The sequence below is a fragment of the Microbacterium phycohabitans genome, from assembly GCF_032464935.1.
GTDB lineage: Bacteria > Actinomycetota > Actinomycetes > Actinomycetales > Microbacteriaceae > Microbacterium > Microbacterium phycohabitans.
In genome coordinates, this window is sequence record NZ_JAWDIT010000005.1 from 67,493 (window position 1) to 85,173 (window position 17,681).

17 protein-coding genes and 1 tRNA gene are annotated in these 17,681 nt (G+C 72.1%); 7 read left to right on the forward strand and 11 right to left on the reverse strand.

All coding sequences use genetic code 11. From position 1 onward, the window contains the following. Positions 1-52 precede the first annotated feature (52 nt). Entirely contained in the window at positions 53-1,642 is a 1,590-nt protein-coding gene (locus RWH44_RS13800; protein WP_316005022.1) for a phytoene desaturase family protein, read from the forward strand. Here the strand turns inward: RWH44_RS13800 and pdxR are convergent. After that, entirely contained in the window at positions 1,639-3,042 is a 1,404-nt protein-coding gene (gene pdxR, locus RWH44_RS13805) for a MocR-like pyridoxine biosynthesis transcription factor PdxR (RefSeq protein WP_316005023.1), read from the reverse strand. The genes RWH44_RS13800 and pdxR overlap by 4 nt on opposite strands. A gap of 81 nt (positions 3,043-3,123) precedes the next feature. On the opposite strand from pdxR, the gene RWH44_RS13810 reads away from it, so the two are divergent. After that, entirely contained in the window at positions 3,124-3,798 is a 675-nt protein-coding gene (locus RWH44_RS13810; RefSeq protein WP_316005024.1) for a pyridoxamine 5'-phosphate oxidase family protein, read from the forward strand. Positions 3,799-4,054: 256 nt separating this feature from the next. Here RWH44_RS13810 and RWH44_RS13815 read toward each other — a convergent pair whose 3' ends face one another. Further along, the gene (locus RWH44_RS13815; protein ID WP_316005025.1) at positions 4,055-7,525 is read right to left on the reverse strand and encodes a bifunctional proline dehydrogenase/L-glutamate gamma-semialdehyde dehydrogenase; all 3,471 of its coding nucleotides are present in this window, start codon (positions 7,523-7,525) and stop codon (positions 4,055-4,057) included. A gap of 99 nt (positions 7,526-7,624) precedes the next feature. On the opposite strand from RWH44_RS13815, the gene RWH44_RS13820 reads away from it, so the two are divergent. Beyond that, the gene (locus RWH44_RS13820) at positions 7,625-8,512 is read left to right on the forward strand and encodes a LysR family transcriptional regulator (RefSeq protein ID WP_316005026.1); all 888 of its coding nucleotides are present in this window, start codon (positions 7,625-7,627) and stop codon (positions 8,510-8,512) included. Between the two features lie 75 nt (positions 8,513-8,587). Here the strand turns inward: RWH44_RS13820 and aztD are convergent, their stop codons facing one another. Genes aztD through aztB form a run of 4 tightly spaced genes read right to left on the reverse strand, consistent with a single transcriptional unit; the run spans position 8,588 to position 12,794 of the window. Beyond that, the gene (aztD, locus tag RWH44_RS13825) at positions 8,588-9,784 is read right to left on the reverse strand and encodes a zinc metallochaperone AztD (RefSeq protein ID WP_316005027.1); all 1,197 of its coding nucleotides are present in this window, start codon (positions 9,782-9,784) and stop codon (positions 8,588-8,590) included. Between the two features lie 33 nt (positions 9,785-9,817). Then, a complete protein-coding gene (aztC, locus tag RWH44_RS13830; protein ID WP_316005167.1) occupies positions 9,818-10,717 on the reverse strand; it encodes a zinc ABC transporter substrate-binding protein AztC in 900 nt (299 codons plus the stop codon). 2 nt (positions 10,718-10,719) lie between these two features. Next, positions 10,720-11,925, reverse strand: a complete 1,206-nt coding sequence (locus RWH44_RS13835) for an ABC transporter (RefSeq protein ID WP_316005028.1) — start codon at positions 11,923-11,925, stop codon at positions 10,720-10,722. A gap of 14 nt (positions 11,926-11,939) precedes the next feature. Further along, positions 11,940-12,794: a zinc ABC transporter permease AztB gene (gene aztB / locus RWH44_RS13840; RefSeq protein ID WP_316005029.1), complete on the reverse strand. Its 855-nt coding sequence runs from the start codon at positions 12,792-12,794 to the stop codon at positions 11,940-11,942. Between the two features lie 56 nt (positions 12,795-12,850). Here aztB and aztA point away from each other — a divergent pair, with 56 nt between their 5' ends. Then, complete coding sequence (gene aztA, locus RWH44_RS13845) at positions 12,851-13,564, forward strand: zinc ABC transporter ATP-binding protein AztA (RefSeq protein ID WP_316005030.1); 714 nt, start codon at positions 12,851-12,853, stop codon at positions 13,562-13,564. Here the strand turns inward: aztA and RWH44_RS13850 are convergent. Next, positions 13,536-13,964 (reverse strand): MarR family winged helix-turn-helix transcriptional regulator, encoded by a 429-nt coding sequence (locus RWH44_RS13850; RefSeq protein ID WP_316005031.1) that lies wholly within the window; start codon positions 13,962-13,964, stop codon positions 13,536-13,538. The genes aztA and RWH44_RS13850 overlap by 29 nt on opposite strands. Positions 13,965-14,111: 147 nt before the next feature. On the opposite strand from RWH44_RS13850, the gene RWH44_RS13855 reads away from it, so the two are divergent. Further along, entirely contained in the window at positions 14,112-14,483 is a 372-nt protein-coding gene (locus RWH44_RS13855) for a DUF7882 family protein (RefSeq protein WP_316005032.1), read from the forward strand. 92 nt (positions 14,484-14,575) lie between these two features. Further along, positions 14,576-14,929, forward strand: coding sequence for a hypothetical protein (locus tag RWH44_RS13860; protein WP_316005033.1), 354 nt, complete (start codon positions 14,576-14,578; stop codon positions 14,927-14,929). Positions 14,930-15,007: 78 nt separating this feature from the next. Here the strand turns inward: RWH44_RS13860 and RWH44_RS13865 are convergent. The 4 genes from RWH44_RS13865 to RWH44_RS13880 all read right to left on the reverse strand — a co-directional run bounded on the left by RWH44_RS13865 (position 15,008) and on the right by RWH44_RS13880 (position 17,086). After that, a tRNA-Tyr gene (locus tag RWH44_RS13865) sits at positions 15,008-15,089 on the reverse strand. A gap of 92 nt (positions 15,090-15,181) precedes the next feature. Further along, a complete protein-coding gene (locus RWH44_RS13870) occupies positions 15,182-16,063 on the reverse strand; it encodes a PfkB family carbohydrate kinase (protein WP_316005034.1) in 882 nt (293 codons plus the stop codon). After that, positions 16,060-16,560 carry an FBP domain-containing protein gene (locus RWH44_RS13875; protein ID WP_316005035.1) on the reverse strand — a complete coding sequence of 167 codons (501 nt, stop codon included), beginning with the start codon at positions 16,558-16,560 and terminating at the stop codon, positions 16,060-16,062. The genes RWH44_RS13870 and RWH44_RS13875 overlap by 4 nt, the downstream gene beginning before the upstream one ends. A gap of 46 nt (positions 16,561-16,606) precedes the next feature. Next, on the reverse strand, positions 16,607-17,086 hold the full coding sequence (locus RWH44_RS13880) for a hypothetical protein (RefSeq protein WP_316005036.1): 480 nt from the start codon (positions 17,084-17,086) through the stop codon (positions 16,607-16,609). A gap of 105 nt (positions 17,087-17,191) precedes the next feature. Between RWH44_RS13880 and RWH44_RS13885 the strand changes: the two genes are divergently transcribed. Beyond that, entirely contained in the window at positions 17,192-17,680 is a 489-nt protein-coding gene (locus tag RWH44_RS13885) for a YajQ family cyclic di-GMP-binding protein (protein ID WP_076677322.1), read from the forward strand. Position 17,681: the final 1 nt, after the last annotated feature.

Here is a 17,681-nt window from a genome sequence, read left to right on the forward strand (position 1 = left end):
GCTAGTGCGCCACCCCCTGCGCGGAATTCGTCGAGCTGGTTAACGTGGGGGCATGACCGCTTCGGATTCTCGCCGGTACGACGTCGTCATCGCGGGGGGCGGGCACAACGCCCTGGTCGCCGCGGCCTACCTCGCCCGGGCCGGGCGCCGCGTGGCGGTGATCGAGAGAGCCGAGGCCGTGGGCGGGGCGGCCGTGTCGGAACGCCCGTGGTTCGGCGTCGACGCCCGCCTGTCGCGCTACTCCTATCTGGTGAGCCTGCTGCCGCAGAAGATCATCGACGACCTGGGCCTGCGGATCACCCTCAAGAGGCGCCGGTACTCCTCGTACACGCCGGATCCCCGCGACCCCTCGCGCGGCATCCTGATCGACACCCAGGATGCCGAGGCGACGGCCGCGTCGTTCGTCCGGACACTCGGTGACGAGGGCGCCGCGGAGGCGGAGCGATTCTCGGCCTTCGGTGAGCGTCTCGCCCCGCTGGCCGAGGCGGTGTTCCCGACGATGACGGATCCCCTGCCGACGGCGGACGAGCTGCGCACCCGGGTGGGCGACGACGACCTGTGGCACGCGCTCACGACCCGGCCGCTCGGCGATCTGCTGAGGCGGTCGTTCGAGAGCGATCTCGTCCGCGGCATCGCCCTCACCGACGGGCTCATCGGCACGTTCGCCACCTCCGACGACCCCTCGCTCGCGCAGAACCGCTGCTTCCTGTACCACGTGATCGGCGGCGGGACCGGCGATTGGGACGTGCCGGTCGGCGGCATGGGCGCGATCACGAAAGAACTCGAACGGGTCGCGCTCGAGGCGGGTACGGAGATCTTCACCGGTGTCGAGGTCATCTCGATCTCGCCCGACGGCGACGTGCACACCATGACCGACCGGTCGGAGGTGTTCCACGGAGAGCTCGTGCTCAGCGGTGTCGGGCGCGCCGCTCTCGACCGTCTGCTGTCCGCGGGCGGGCGCGCGACGACTGGCGCCCAGACGCCCGAGGGCGCCCAGGTCAAGGTGAACATGCTCCTCTCGCGGCTGCCCCGCCTGCGCGACGAGTCCGTCACCCCCGAGGCCGCCTTCTCGGGCACCTTCCACGTCAACGAGACGATGACCCAGGTGGATGCCGCGTACGCGGCGGCATCCGGAGGACTCATCCCCGAGCCGCTCCCCGTCGAGATCTACTGCCACTCGCTGACCGATCCGTCGATCCTGGGCGACCACCTCGTCGCCGACGGGGCCCAGACCCTGACGATGTTCGGGCTGCAGGTACCGCACCGACTCATCGCCGACATGGACCCCGTCGCCGCGGGGGCGAAGCTGCTCGCGGCCGCGCAGGCCTCTCTCGAGTCGGTCATCGCGGAGCCGCTGCGCGACTGCATCCTCCGCGCCCCCGACGGACGTCTGTGCATCGAGGCGCGTACGACGCGCGACCTCGAGGAGTCGCTCAACATGATCGGCGGCGACATCTTCCACGGCGCCCTGTCGTGGCCCTGGCTCGACGCGCCCGCGTCCACGCCCGCCGGGCGCTGGGGCGTCGCGACGCCGCACCCGCGGGTGCTGCTGTGCGGCTCCGGCGCGCAGCGCGGCGGCGCGGTCAGCGGCATCGGCGGGCAGAACGCGGCGATGGCGGCGCTGGAGATCCTGGAGGGCTAGAGGCCCCGCGCGAGCGCGATGATCTGGGCCACGGCATCCATCAGCGCCGGCGTCGACGGCTCGGCGTAGCCGAAGACGATTCCCGGGGGCAGGTCGACGGCGATACCCGGCACGGCATAGCCGGAGAGGGGTGCCACCATGATGCCGCGGGCCGCGAGCGTGTCGACCAGGCCGCCCTCGACCTGCGGTGGGGCGTCGTCGAACAGCACGACCGCGTGCAGTCCCCCGTCGGTGGCCGTCAGCGTCATCCCCTCGATGCCCGCGAACGCATCGAGCAGCAGGCGGCGACGATGGCGGTAGTCGCGCCGGCGGCGGGCGGTGTGGCGGGCGAGGGCGCCCTCGGCGAGGTAGAGCGCGAGGGCCCGCTGCTGGACCTGCGAGACCGGCGGGTCGAGGTCGGTGCGTGCCTCGACGATTTGGTCGCGCAGGGCGCCGGTCGCCACGATCCAGCCGCAGCGCAGCGCCGGACTCAGCACCTTCGACAGCGTGCCGATCGACACCACGTTCGCCGGATCCAGCAGATGCAACGGCGGCAGGGGGACACGGCCGTGCGGGAACTCGCTGTCGTAGTCGTCTTCGATGACGACGGTCGCGGTGCGCGCCGCCCCGTCGAGCAGGCGCGAGCGGGCAGCGGCATCCAATCGGCTGCCGAGGGGATAGTGATGGTGCGGTGTGACGATCACGGCGTCGAGATCGGCGTGCGCGTCGAAGGCGTCGAGCTCGAGACCCAAACCCACCCGGACCGGAATGGGCACCGCCTCGGCGCCGAGGCGGGCGAGCAGTCGACGCACCCGCGGATATCCGGGGTTCTCGATCCCCACGCGCAGGCGAGCACCGCGGGGCACGAGGGCGAGCAGAGTGAGCAGCATCGCATCGCTCGTGCCCGCGGTGACGACGATGTCATCGGCGGCGAGGTCGAGGCCCCGGGTGCGTCCGAGGTGGGCGGCGATCGCCGCGCGCAACGCGGGGTCGCCCACGGCATCACCGATGTCGGCCGGCACCTCGCGCGCGCTCGCACGACGCCAGGCCGAGCGCCACGCGGCGTCGACGATGCCCGTCGTGCCGGGGCGGCCGGGACGCAGGTCGACGACCGGCGCGATCGCTGCGGGGGCGGGCGATGTCGACGCGGCGGTGGACGACGCCGCGGCCGGACGCGCGATGTCGGCGACCGCCGTGCCCCCGCCCGGTCGGGCGACGAGGTACCCCTCCCCCGCGAGGATCTCGTAGGCCGACACGACCGTGCCGCGCGCGAGCCCGAGGTCGGCCGCGAGCGCCCGTGTCGACGGCACGACGTCACCGCCGCGGACGCGCCCGGCCAGCACCGCCGCGCGAATCCCGTGCGCGAGCTGCTCGTGCAGCGGGACCGGCGCGCTGCGATCCAGGATGCCGACGTCGATCACCCCTCGATTGTGTCACTGGTCCACTCGACCGACGCAGAACCGGACTAGGCGATGATCCACGTAGCGGGATGAGATCGATCCATGACCGATCTGCCCCTGACGACCCTGACCCGTGTCCGCCGCGGAGCCCACCACCAGGTCACCGACCGCGCAGCCCTGTACGACGTGATCGACGGCGCCCTGTACGCCACCCTCGCGATCGTGCGCGACGACCGCCCGATCGCCCTCCCGGTCGGCATCGGCCGCGACGGCGACGACCTGCTCGTGCACGGCTCCACGGGCAGCGACTTCTTCCGGCGCATCGCCGCCGGTGCGCCCGTGTGCGTCACGGTGACCCACCTGATGGGCCTGAAATACGCCCGCTCCCTGTTCGACAGCTCGATGCGGTACCGGTGCGCGGTCGTGCACGGCGTGGCATCCGTCGTCCGCCCGGAGGAGAAGGAGGCCGCCCTGCTCGCCCTGTCGGAGCACCTCATGCCCGGTCGGAGCGCCGACGTGCGCCCGATGACCTCGCGCGAGATCGCCGCGACGATGGTGCTGCGCATCCCCCTCGCCGAGGCGAGCGTGAAGGACAACGCCGGCTCCCTTGTCGAGGTCGACGACGACGGTGAGGACCGCCGCGTCTGGGCGGGGATGCTGCCGTTGCGGGTCGTCGCCGGGGAGCCGGTCACGTCGGCGCAGACGGTGGCGGGCGTCGCGGTTCCCGAGTCGGTCCGGCGCGCCGCGCGCCGTATTCAGGAGTCGGGGACGGCCTGACGGCGCGGGTCCGGCCGCACAACTCCTGCAGAGTGGCCCGAGAAGCCCCGCCACGGGCTCCGATCGCTCGATCCTGCAGGAGTTGTGCGCACCGCCGAGGTGGCACCTGTGACGGTCCCGGCCTGCAGGACGTCCGCCGACGGCCGCGGCCGGGCCCACGGCGGCAGCGAAGCGGGGCCGCTCCCGAACGGACGAGCCCGCGCGACGGCAGGACGGGGGCGGGGCCGTGGCCGCAGCGGCCCGCCCCCTCGGCGGCTCAGCCGACGAGCGAAGGAACCTCGTAGCGGCGCGGCGTGCCGAAGCGGTGCGCGGTGATCGACACGGCCTGCTCGCGCAGGAACGGCAGCAGCTCGACGTGTCCGGCGCGCGTGACCTCTCCCGCGTACACGGCGACCGACGGCGAGCCGCCGGTGGCCTCGGCGACGGCGGCGACCGATCCGCCCAGCAGGCGCACCCGCCCGCCCGTGCGGGCGAGGCGCGCCGCGCGACGGCTCCAGTCCGCGGCGTCCTCCACCGTCGCCCGCACGCCGACGCCCTCGAGCCACGCGCGCACGGCGGGCGCGAGCTCGGCGGCGGAGCTCACGGTCACGACGGAGCCCGCCCGCACGCCCGCGGCGACCACGCGCACGAGAGCGGACGCTGACGCGTCTTCGAGGCGCACCGTCACCGGTACCGCGGCGTAGCGCAGCACGTTCTGCTCCGATTCGAGGCCCGTCACGTCACGGGCGAGCGAGAACTCCTCGGCCCACGCGGCAGCGTCGCTCGACAGCGCCCCGGCCAGCCACTCCCGCTCCGCGGCGGGCACGGCGGCCAGCGCCGGGGCGGCGAGGGCATCGGGCGTGCGGGGCGCCGAGGTGGCGGCATCCGCCCACGCTCCGAACCCGAAGAGGTAGTGGGGGCCGCCGGCCTTCGTGCCCGCCCCCACCGCGGACTTCTTCCACCCGCCGAAGGGCTGACGCTGCACGATCGCGCCCGTGGTGCCGCGGTTGACGTAGACGTTGCCGGCCTCGATGCGCGCGAGCCACGTGTCGATCTCCGCCGAGTCCAGGGCGTGCAGGCCCGAGGTGAGGCCGTACTCGATCGCGTTGACGATCTCGATCGCCTCGTCGAGCGTCTCGGCGGTCATGATGCCGAGCACCGGACCGAAGTATTCCGTGCGGTGGAAGGCGCTGCCCGGCTGCACACCCTCACGGATGCCGGGGCGCCACAGCATCCCGTCGGCATCGAGCCGGCGAGGCTCGACCACCCAACGCTGGCCGGGCTCGAGGGTCGTGAGCGCCTGCAGGAGCTTGCCCTGCGCCGGCTCGATGAGCGGTCCGACGCGCGAGGCCTCGTCCCACGGCATCCCGACCTCGAGCGAGGTCACCGCGTCGACGAGCTGGTCGCGGAAGCGACGCGAGCGGGCGACCGACCCGACGAGCACGACGAGGGATGCCGCCGAGCACTTCTGCCCCGCGTGCCCGAAGGCCGACATCGCGACGTCTTTCGCCGCGAGGTCGAGGTCGGCGCTGGGGGTGACGATCACGGCGTTCTTGCCGCTCGTCTCGGCCAGCAGGGGCAGGTCGGGACGGAACGAGCGGAACAGCTCGGCCGTCTCGTAGGCGCCGGTGAGCACCACGCGCTCGACGGCCGGGTGCGTGAGCAGCTGCCGACCGAGGTCGTTCTCGGATACCTGCACGAGCTTCAGCACCTCGCGCGGGACCCCGGCCTCCCACAGGGCCTCGACCATGACGGCACCCGAGCGCTCGGCGAGGCCCGCGGGCTTGATGACGACGGCCGAACCGGCGGCGAGCGCGGCGAGGGTCGAGCCGGCGGGGATCGCGACGGGGAAGTTCCACGGCGGGGTGACCACGGTCACGCCGACCGGCGTGAAGGTCGCGCCGTCGACGCTCTCGAGCGTGCGCGCCTGTTCGGCGTAGTAGTGGGCGAAGTCGATCGCCTCCGACACCTCGGGGTCGCTCTGCTCGATGACCTTGCCGCACTCGGCGCCCATGACCTCGAGCAGGTCGGCCCGACGCTTCTCCAGCGCATCCCCCGCGCGGTGCAGGATCTCGGCCCGACCGGCGGCCCCGAGCGCGCGCCACGCGGCGGCGGCGTCCGCGGCATCCTGGATGAGGGCGTTCAGCGCGGCCTCGTCGGTGACGGTGTGCGCGGCGATGGTGTCGCGGCCCAGGTCGGACCCCTGCATGCCGCCGACGATCGCCCGCGCCCAGTCGCGGTTCGCCGCGATCGCCGGGTCGGAGTCGGGGGTGTTGCGGAAGCCCTGCGTCGGCGCGGGCTCGGCGGGTGCGGTGCGGTCCTGCACGCGGTTCGACGCCGGGACGCCCTCGGGCATGTCGGCGAGGGATGCCAGGAACCGGTCGCGCTCGCGGGCGAACAGGGCCGCGTGCGTGTCGAGGTCGAACACCGCCGACATGAAGTTCTCGCTCGACGCGCCTTCTTCGAGGCGACGGATGAGGTAGGCGATCGCGACGTCGAACTCCTGCGGGTGCACGACGGGCGTGTAGAGCAGGATCGAGCCGACCGTGCGACGGACGACCGCCTGCTGAGCCGTGGCCATGCCCAGCAGCATCTCGACGTCGATGCCGCCGGTCACGCCCCGTCGCTCGGCGAGCAGCCAGGCGAGCGCGACGTCGAAGAGGTTGTGTCCCGCCACGCCGATGCGCACGTTCCTCGTGTGCTCGGGGCGCAGCGCGTAGTCGAGCACGGCCTTGTACGACGCGTCGGTCGCCTGCTTCGACGGCCAGGTCGCCAGCGGCCAGTCGTGCACGTCGGCATCCACGCGTTCCATCGGCAGGTTCGCGCCCTTGACGACGCGCACCTTGATGCCCGCTCCCCCGGATGCCACCCGCGCGGCGGTCCATTCCTGCAGGCGGATCATGGCGGCGAGCGCATCGGGCAGGTAGGCCTGGAGCACGATGCCGGCCTCGACGCCGCGGAACTCGGGCTCGCCCAGCAGCGTCTCGAAGACGGCGAGGGTGAGGTCGAGGTCTTTGAACTCCTCCATGTCGAGGTTGAGGAAGGTGCCGGTCTCCTTCGCCACCCGGTACAGGGGGCGCAGGGCCGCGACCGCGTCGTCCACGGCGGCGTCGAACGCCCAGGGCGTGTGCGGGGCGACGGTGGACGACACCTTGATCGAGACGTAGTCGACGTCGTCGCGCGAGAGGAGCTTGCGGGTGCCGGCGAGGCGTCGCGCGGCCTCCTTCTTGCCGAGGATCGCCTCACCGAGCAGGTTCACGTTGAGGCGGATGCCGTCGCCGCGCCCGCGGATGGAGGTGATGGCCTCGCCGAGCTTGCGGTCGGTCGCATCGACGATGAGGTGGCGCACCATCGATCGCAGCGCCGTGCGGGCGGCCGGGACCACGACCTGCGGCAGGATCGGCGCGGCGAAAGCGCCGAGGCGGATCGCGGCCTTGAGGTGCAGCGGGAGGAAGCCCGGGATGAGCGGGGTGAGCGCCGCGAGGTTGCGCGCGGCGACGCGCACGTCTTCGGGGCGCACGACACCGTCGACGAAGCCGACGGTGAAGTCGAGACCGTGGGGGTCGCGCAGCACGCCGGCGAGACGCTGGGCGGCGGCGTCGACGGGCTCGTCCCGGCTCTCGGCGAGCCAGCGGCGCACGAGGGCGATCGCCTCGTCGGCGAGCTCATGGGGCGAGACGAGCTCGCGAGCAGACGGCGACGCGGGGGCGGTGCCGGACGTGGTGTCGGGGACATCGGTGAGCGACATGGCGATCCTTCCTCGGATGCTCTCAGCATGAGGCTCGCATCCGTTCGGGAAAAGCGATGATTCGTGACGCATACTGTTCGATGTAACCGAAGGGATGACGTGTTCGATCTGCGCCGCCTCCGTCTGCTGCACGAGCTGTCGGTGCGCGGCACGCTCGCGGCCGTCGCCGAGGCCCTGTCGTACAGTCCGTCGACAATCTCGCAGCAGCTCGCCCTGCTCGAAAAGGAAGCCGGCGTCGCCCTTCTCGAGCCCGACGGTCGACGCGTGCGACTGACCGCCCAGGGCGCCGCCCTCGCCGCCCACGCCGCGCGCATGCTCGCCGCCGACGAGGCCGCCCGCGCCGAGCTCGAGCGCATGCGTCCCTCTCTCGCGCCCGTGCGCCTCGCGGTCATGCAGTCCGCGGCTCACGGCCTGCTCCCCCGCGCCCTCGACGCCCTCGCCGAGACCGAACCCCGACTGCGGGTGGAGGTCGCCGAACTCGCGCCCGAGGAGGGTCTGTTCGAGGTCGCGGCCCGCGGCTTCGACCTCGCCGTCGCCGAGCAGTACCCCGGTCACACCCGCGAGCACCGCGAGGGCCTGGAGCGCGGCCTGCTGGGGCGGGATGCCATCCGCCTCGCCGTCGCGCCGGACGATGCGGCGCGGAGGCTCGACGACCTCCGCGGCCGCGCGTGGGTCATGGAACCGGTCGGCACCGCCGCGCGGCAGTGGGCCACGCAGCAGTGCCGCGCCGCGGGGTTCGAGCCCGACGTGCGGTTCGAGATGGCCGATCTCACCGCGCACGTGCGGCTCGTGGCATCCGGTCACGCCGTCGGCTTGATCCCCGACCTCGTGTTCGCGCGCGAGACGCCGCCCGTCCGGCTCGTGGGCCTGCCCGGCGAGCCGCGGCGCGAGGTGTTCACGGCCGTCCGCCGCGGAACGGCCGACCGCCCCGGCGTCCGCGCGGTGCGCGCGGCACTGCAGGTGGCGTACGACCGGGGCGGTCGGTAGCGCGGCGCTTCCCGCACAGACGCGCACTCCCCTCGCAGAACCCCGGTGAGATCCTGCGAGGGGAGCAGCGGTCGGCTAATTCGTCAGCGCGATCTCGTTCGGCGTGACGTCGAGCGTGACGCTCTTCACCGTCTCACCGGTGGTGAGGTCGACCGCGTGCACGGCGTTCTTCGCGGGTTCGGTGACGTAGGCGATGTCGCCCGAGACCTTGATGGCGGGGTGGGCGTCCTGCCACTCCACCGGGCCCTGCCACGCGTCGATCACGGGGAAGGCGTCGGTGAACGCACCGGTCTCGGGGTCGAGCACGTGGATCGAGCCGTCGGAGGCGAGCACGTACGCGAGCTCTTCCGGTCCACGGGCGACGTCGCGGAAGGTGTACTCGGCGCCCGCGGGCATGTCGATCACGCGCTGCGTCTTGGCCGCGGTGTCGATCAGGGCGAGACGGTGCAGCAGGTAGCCCTCGGCATCCCGGTCGTCCTTGTAGTCGCCGACGATGAGCGCGCTGTCCTCGCTCACGTAGGCGTTGCCCATGCGGCCGTAGGGCTGGTCGGGGGCGGTCAGCTTGGTGAAGGCGCCGTCGTCGTACACGAGCGCGCCGTTCTCGCAGCCGAACACCACGACCTCGTCCTTCGCGGTGCCCTCGCCGTGCACACCGGGGCAGTCCGCGGTCTGGGCGATGACGGCACCGGAGGCGTCCTTCGCCACGACGCCGTTGCGGCCGTCGGCGTTGCCGACCGTGGTGAGGAAGGTGCCGTCCTCGAGCACGATCGACACGCCGTGGTGCGCCTCGACGCCCGGGATGGTCTCGACCTCCGGGAGCGAATCGGTGGATGCCAGGAGGGCGTCGGTGTCGAAGATCGTCGAGTCGCTCGTGCCGTCGGCGTACAGCACGGTCGTGCCGCCGTGCGTGACGACGTGGCCGGGCTTGGCGGCCTCGAACACGAGGTCGGTGAGCTCGGGCTCCGTGTCGGACGCGCCGGCATCCAGCACCTGGAAACCCGCACTCGTGGTGACCATGACGTGGCGGCCGTCGCCCGCGGGGTTGAGGCGGGTGAACTCCTCGCTCGGCATGTCGCCGAGGGTCTCGAGGGTGTCGCCGTCGAGCACGAGGATGCCGCCGGGGTACGAGAGGGCGACGCGGGTCGCCGCGTCGGCGGGGGCCGTCGCCGCGGGAGCGGCCGAACCGGCGCCGCCCGCGCAGGCCGAGAGGCCGACGGTCGCGCCGACCGCGAGCGCGAGCAGGCCCGCGCGACGGAAGGAGGAAGTGCGCATGTGATTTCTCTTTCTCAGGTGGTGGCCGGTCGCTCAGGGCGACAGGCCGGTGGCGATGCGCTCCGTGTTGACGCGCATCATGGTCAGGTAGTCGGGGGCGTCGCCCGCGGCGTCGGTGAGCGACTCGGTGAACAGCTCGGTCACCTCGACCCGCCGATCGGCCTCGTCGGCGAGCGCGCGCACGAGTCGATCCGGCGACGACGACTCCGCGAAGATGGTCGGCACGCCCGCCGCGTCGATCGCCGAGACCAGGTCGGCCAGGTCGCTGGCGCTGGGAGCGGCGAGGGTTGTCCCGCCGGGGATGATCGCCCCGATCACGCGGAATCCGAAACGGTCGGCGAGGTATCCGAACACGTGGTGGTTGGTGACCAGGGCCCGCCGCTCGGCCGGGATCGCCGCGAAGGCCGCCGTCATGTCGGCATCCAGGGTCTCGAGCTCGGCGCGGTAGGCGGCGGCATGGTCGGCGACGGCGGGACCGGCGACGCTCTCGAGCATCGGCGTCAGCGCGTCGACCACGGCGATCATCTGCGCGGGGTCGGTCCAGAAGTGCGGATCGTCCGCGCCGTCCGCGTCGGTCGAGCTGTAGGGCAGGACCTCGACCGCATCGCCCGCGACGAACGTGTCGACGCCGTCGGCGGATGCCGCATCGAGGTGCTGCTGCAACCCCTCCTCGAGCCCGAGGCCGTTGGCCACGAGCAGGTCGGCCGAGCGCATGCGGGCGGCCTCGGCCGCGGAGATCTCGAACGAGTGCGGATCGGCCCCGGGGCGCATGAGGGTGAGCACGTCGGCCTCGTCGCCGACCAGGTGCGAGACGACGTCGCCGAGGATGTTCGTCGTCACCACGACCAGGGGCCGATCGGATGCCGCTCCCCCGGCGCATCCGGTCAGCGCGAGCAGCGCCGCCGTCATCGCCGCGGCGAGCGCTCGTCGCAGGGTCATCGCCCCGTCTCCGCCACGAAGAGCGGCGCGCGCTCGGGGGTGAACTCGCGGGCGACGCGCGCGGCGTCGGCGAAGTCGAGCTCCCACAGACGCCCCTCCGCGGGACCGTTGAGGTACGCGCGCTGCTGATCGGCGATGAGTGACACCGGCTGGCCGGCCGCGAGGCTCGCGCCGACCAGGGGAACGGATGCCGCGCGCAGCTGTCCCGTCTCGCCGTCGAGCACGAGCACCCGGCCGTCGGGGGTGAGGGCGAGCAGGTGGGAATCCTTGTCGTCGACTGCCGTGGCCTGGACGACCGGCTCGGGAGTGGGTACGAGCGTCCAGGTGCGCTCGCGCGTGTCGAGCATCCACACTCCCGCCTCGCCTGCGGGCGCGGCCGCGGTCGGGCGTCCCTCCCGGTTCGCGAACACCGTCGCGCGGGGCGCGGTGGTGCCCGCGGGATAGGGGATCCGCTCGACGACGGGACCCTCGTCGGCGGTCGAGACGAGCAGGGCCCCGTCGCGGCATCCGATCACCGCCCCGACGCGCGTGGTGAGGGTGCCGGCCGGGTCGACGCACGGGACCGGCTCGCCCGTCTGCGCGCCGTCGGCCGCGTGCAGGGTCACCTGATCCGCCGAGGCGACGGCGGCGAACGAACCGACCGGCATGACGAGACCGGCCCCGGCCGTGCGTTCCAGACGGAAGCGCTCGACCACCTCGCCCCTCGACAGCGCCTCGGTGTCGAGCAGCACCGCCTCGCCGGATGCGGGGAAGAACAGGCCCGTACCGCCCGTCGTCGACGAGTTCGACGTCGCCACGGTCGCGACGCCGCGCCCCTCGACGTCGCCGATCACGCGCGACGGCGCCCGGTAGTAGTGGAAGTGGTCGACGTGGTCCCATGTCCACACGCCGCTGTCGACGATCGAGACACCCTCGTCGTCGGCGGCGAAAAGGTACCGTCCGTCGGAATGCACCGAGACGGGGGCGCGCACGGCGCCGACCTCGGCGGTCGTCTCCTCGAGCAGGTCGAGGTGCGACACGTGCCCGTCGGCGTCGATCGAGGTCAGGCCCAGAGCGGGCTCGGCGAGTTCGGCCGCTCCGTCGATCGCGCCGTGGGTGTCGGCGGTGGGTGGGGAGGCGGGCGCGGTGGGAGCGGCGCAGCCGGTGAGGGCGAGCAGACCGAGCGCCCCCAGGAGGGCGGATCGGCGTGGGACGGAGAGCATGAGCGGCCTTCGTGTCAGAGGGGAACGGGGACGGGGGATGCCACGCGGCGGCGGGCGGCGTCGATCGACGCGCGCAGAGCCCAGGACACCCCGGCACCGGCGATCGCGGTGGCGGCGATGGTGGCGCCGGCGGCGGTGGCCGCGTGCCAGGAGACGAGCAGTCCCACGGCGACGGCGGCGGAGCCCACGACGGCGGCGATCAGCATGGTCGACGGGATGCGGGCGGTCCACTGCCGCGCCGCCACCGCGGGGGCCACGAGCAGGCCCACCACCAGCAGCGAGCCGACCGCCTGGTACGACGCGACGACGGCGAGGGTGACCAGGCCCACGAGCACCGTCTGCGCGAGCCGGGGCCGGAGTCCGAGCACCGTCGCGACGCGTTCGTCCACGGCGGCCGCGACGAGCGCGCGATGCGCGACCGCCGCCGTGCCCACCCCGATCGCCGCCGCGATCGCGAGCACGACGAGGTCGTCGGTTCCGACCGCCAGGATGTCGCCGAACAGGATGGCCGTGGCATCCGTCGCGAAGCTCCCCGCGTGCGAGATGACGATCACGCCGAGGGCGAGCATGCCGACGAACAACAGTCCGATGCTCGTGTCGTACGACAGCTTCGCGCGGCGCTGGAGCGCACCGATCCCGAGGCTCATCACGATCGCGCTCGCGGCCGCGCCGAAGAGCACGGGCACGCCCGCGACGGTCGCGAGGGCGACACCGGGGAGCATCCCGTGGGCCAGCGCCTCGCCGAGGAACGCCATCCCACGCACGATCACCCAGGTCCCCGCCACCGCGCACAGCACCGCCACGAGCACGCCGCCGCACAGCGCGCGCAGCACGAAGTCGATGGAGAAGGGATCGGTGAGCCAGGACACGGTGTCCGACCGTAGCGTTAAGTGATAACGATTCTCAAACTCGTATAGTGGATGCCGTGCCTTTCCTTTCTTCGCCCGTCGCCGCCCTCACAGCCCACGCCCTCCGCGTGACCTTCGGCGACGCGACCGCGCTCGACGGGGTGGACCTGGTCGTGACCCGCGGCGCCCTCACGGTGATCGTCGGGCCCAACGGGGCGGGCAAGTCGACGCTGCTCGAGACCCTGGCGGGGGCCCGGGAGCCGTCATCCGGCAGCGTCGACGCCCACGGGCTCTCGCGCTCGTTCGTCCCTCAGCGCGCAGCGGTGAGCGAACACCTGCCCCTGACCGTCCGCGACGTCGTCGCGATCGGCGCATGGGGACGGGCGGGGCCCTTCCGCCCCCTCGGCCCCGCCGATCGCACCGCCATCGACGACGCCCTGCGCCGCCTCGACGTGGCGGATCTCGCGCGACGCCCGTTCGGCATCCTGTCGGGCGGACAGCGGCAGCGAACCCTCCTCGCCCAGGGACTCGCCCGCGGCGCCGACGTGCTCCTGCTCGACGAGCCCACGACCGGCCTCGACGCCGCGAGCGCCGAGCGCAATCGCGCGGCCATCGCCCACGAGATCGAGCGCGGGGCCACGGTGGTGTGCGTCAGTCACGACGAGCGGCTCATCGCCGCGGCGGACCGGATCGTCGACCTCGACGGCGGGCGCATCGTCCTCAGCGGCGCGGATCGCGTCGCGCGAAGCGGCGCGGAAGGCGTCAGCGGCGAGCGCGAACGCGCTCGGTGATGCGCACGAGCATCTCGGCCGCGGCCGTCGCGACCTCGGCGGGCTCCGAACGGACGGCCTCTTCGACCTCGCGCGGGAACCGCCGCAGAGCCACCCAGGGCTCGGTGTCGAGGTCGATCTCGAGGTGGATGTGGTTGACGCGCCGATCGTCTTCGTCGAGCTCCCGACGCAGCAGGCCGCGGCCGATCAGGCGGTCGACGAGCGTCGTGACGCCGGCGGCGGTGACCCCGAGGTGCGCGCGCAGATTAGAGGGGCGGATGCCGGGTTCGTCGGCGATCCGCGAGAGCGCCGACGCCTCGAGCTCGCTCACGTTCAGGTCACGGCGGGCCTGCGCGATGGCCTCGTCGCGCGCGGCGACGTAATCGTCGAGCGCTGCGAGCAGGGCAGAGGCGTGAGACACGGCACACCCCCTCTCGGCGCGATCCGGCCGATCGCTGGGGCCCAGTCTAATGAGAGAACCGAGTATTTCACGAAGATAATTAAATTTGTGAAATACGTGCTACCTTGAAGATCAATCACGTCCGACCTCTCGACGAAGGAGATCATCATGGCAACGCTGTTCTACGGTTCTGACACGGCCCCCATCTCCCTCCCCGATCGCCTGATGGGCTACATCAAGGTGATCACGTCGACGAAGCTGCGTCGCGGGGAGTCTTTCACCCTGACCTGGACCGGGACTGACGAGGAGAGCGGCCGCTCGACCATCTGGCTCCAGCCCGCCATCCCCCTGCGCTTCGTCTTCGAATCGCCCGAGCCCGAGCAGCTCGTCGGCGACTACCTCCGCGCCCTCGCCGATCAGGCGAACGCCGCATCCGGCCTCGTGGTCGACACCCGCACCTGGGAAGCAGCCGAAGAGGCCTCGCGCACTCCGGCGCAGCCCGCTCGACACGCGTCCGGTCGCGCGGTGCGCGCCGCCTGATATCACGCTTCGCCGCCCGCGACCACCCGCCCCTCACGCCCTCCATAATGTGGGGGGCGTGTGACATTCATGCGCGTGAATCGAGGTGACGGATGCCGGTACGCAAGCTGCTCGATATGGCTCTGCTCGAGGCGTGGCTGACGGAGTTCCGCGATCTCGGCTACCTCACGGGCAGCGACATGCGCGTGCTCGAGCAGGATGACGACGCCGATCCCGACGCCGACATCGGCCTGATCGTCGTCGACCTCAGCAACGCCAAGACCATCACCTACCTGCAGCCGATCGCCGGGGGCGACGGAAGCTGGAAGGCGACGATGGAGGCGCGCGACGCCACCATCGAGCTCGGCGCCGTCGAACTGGTGACCCTCGGCAACGAGGTCAACGTGCTCGGCGCGTTCGTCGCCTTCCTCGAGACGAAGTCGAAGGCCCTGCTCGCCGGCTGCTGACCCCGCGCGGTCGCGCCCCGTGGGCAGGCCGCCCGACAAAAGAAAAACCCCTCCGCGAGGAGGGGTTTTCTCTTTCGGTGGCGAGTGAGGGATTCGAACCCCCGAATGCAATGCAGTCTGATTTACAGTCAGATCCCTTTGGCCGCTTGGGTAACTCGCCAGATGCGCACCCGCCCGGCTTTCGCAGTCGACCAGAGGCGCGAGAAACCACTCTACTATCCCCGGAGGGGTGCCTCAAACCACGCCGCGCCCTCACTCGGGCGTGCGCAGCAGCGCTCCCTCGTGCCGGCAGGTCGCGGCCGCCACATCCATGGCGCGCGAGAGCACGGCATCCCACTCCTGCGCCGTCGCCGGGAGGCCGTGGCGCACGAGGGCTGCGGTCGTGGCGAGCACGGCATCGCCCCCGCCCATCGTGTCGACGATCCGGCCCGGCAGATCGGAGATGGCGCGCGAGACCGAGATGCCGCCCGCGTCGATCGCCGCTCCTCCGGCACCGTAGGTGGCCAGCACCGCGTCGACGCCGAGGTCGACGAGCTTCTCGCGGAGCTGCTCCAACGGCGCGTCGTAGAGCAGGTGCGCGTCATCCTCTCCGACCTTCACGAGCAGCGCCGCGGATGCCGCCTTCTCGAAGCCGCGGACGAACTCGGCGCGGTCGTGCAGCATGCCGCTGCGCGGATTCGGGTCGATCGCGAGGGGCGTGGAGGCGGAGGCCGTGGCATCCACGAGGAGATCGGTCTGCTCGCGATCGTCGAAGGGGAAGCAGCTGACGACGACCATGGGAGCCGCGGCGATCGCCGCGTGTTCGGCCTCGCCGTACGCCACGCGACGGTTCTGGGCGGCCTCGTTGAAGACGTACTCGGGCTCCCCGCCCGGCGATCGCGTGCTGACCGCGCGCGAGGTGCCGTGCGCCGACGGGCTCGCCAGCAGCTCGACGTCGTATTCCTCGAGGTAGCGGCGGATCTGCTCTCCCGCCTCGTCGTCTCCGACCATGGCGATGAGGGATGCCGGCACCCCGAGCCGTGACAGACCCACGGCCACGTTCAGTCCGGCACCGCCGACGAACTCGCGAACGCCCGTCTCGTCGCGCAGTTCGTCGATGAGGGCGTCGCCGATCACGACCACGCGTCCGGTCACCGTGACACCCCCGCGGCGTCGAGCACGCGCGAGACGAACTCCTCGGTACGCCGCTTGGTGCCGTCGATCTTGCGGTCGACGCTCGCGCGGATCTCGCTGGGAGCGAGCGGGGCCGCGAGGCGCACCGTCTCGTGGCACGACAGGTCGGCGCAGATGTACGTGCCGACGGTGTCGCCGTGCTCCCCCGCCTCTCCGGCCTTGCGCGCCGTGAACAACGACACCTGGTCGCCGGGCTGCATCGTGTGACAGAGGTTGCACATCGCCGACCGGGCCCGCGACTGGCCGTCGGCGGCGCGCAGCACCACGGCCGTCGGCTCGCCGTCGTGCTCCGTCAGCACGTAACCGCGCGCGCGAGTGCGGGGATCGCGCCACGCGAGGAAGTCGAGGTGGTCCCAGTCCGCCAGGAGGAAATCGTGGGGCAGGGCGATGATCCGCAGCTCGTCGGGGGTGGCGTTGACGAACGCGCCCCTGACCTCGTCTTCGGTGAGTGCTCGCATGGCATCCGAGTCTACGAGCGCAGACGGAGCGTGGCGCGGGCCCTGGTCACTTCTTCACGGTCACCCAGGCGCGCTCGGTGCCGGAGTCGACGGTCAGCACCACCTGCACCGTGCCCGACAATCCGACGCCGTACGTGTTGCCCTGCGGAGCGGATGAGTCGCATCGGAACCTCCCGGAGGTCAGGATCGCGCCGTCGCCCTCCGGCCGGGAGTCCCGCAGCGCGTAGGTCATCCACTCCCCTCCCTCGCACTGCCCCTCCACCGTGAGCGAATCGTCGGCGTCGAGGGCGTCGGAGAGCACCGAATCGGTGGTGTCGACGCCGTCGACGACCTCGAAGACGGCGCGGGCGATCTCGTCCGGCCCCGCGGAGGGTACCGCGTACGGGACCGGGCTCTCGGCCGCCGGCGCGGGGGTCGCGGTCGACGAGGGAACCGTCCGGGGCTCGGCGTCGGGAGAGCACCCCGCGGTCACGATCACCGCAGCGGCGAGCACGGTCAGGACGAGGGGCTTTCTGCGCACGGCCATCCGTCGACGCTAGGCGGGACGGCGCGAGCTGTCGATGCTCGTGCGCGAAGAGGACACGACGTCCACCCCCGGGACGCCGGCCGCGAGCCCCGGTACCTTTGGATCATGGCTGACTCATCGTTTGACATCGTCTCCAAGATCGACCGGCAGGAAGCCGACAACGCCCTCAACCAGGCGCACAAAGAGGTCGAGCAGCGCTACGACTTCAAGGGCACCGACGCCTCCATCGCGTGGAGCGGCGAGTCGATCGTCATCAAGGCGAACTCGGAGGAGCGCGCGAACGCCGTGCTCGACGTCTTCCAGACCAAACTCATCAAGCGCGGCATCTCGCTGAAGAGCCTCGAGAGCGGCGAGCCGGTGCAGAGCGGCAAGGAGTACCGCATCACCTCCACGCTGAAGGAGGGCATCTCGCAGGAGAATGCGAAGAAGATCGGCAAGATCATCCGCGACGAGGGTCCCAAGGGCGTGAAGTCGCAGATCCAGGGCGACGAGCTCCGCGTGCAGTCGAAGTCGCGCGACGACCTGCAGGAAGTGCAGCGCCTGCTGAAGGCCGCCGACCTCGACGTCGATCTGCAGTTCACGAACTACCGCTGAT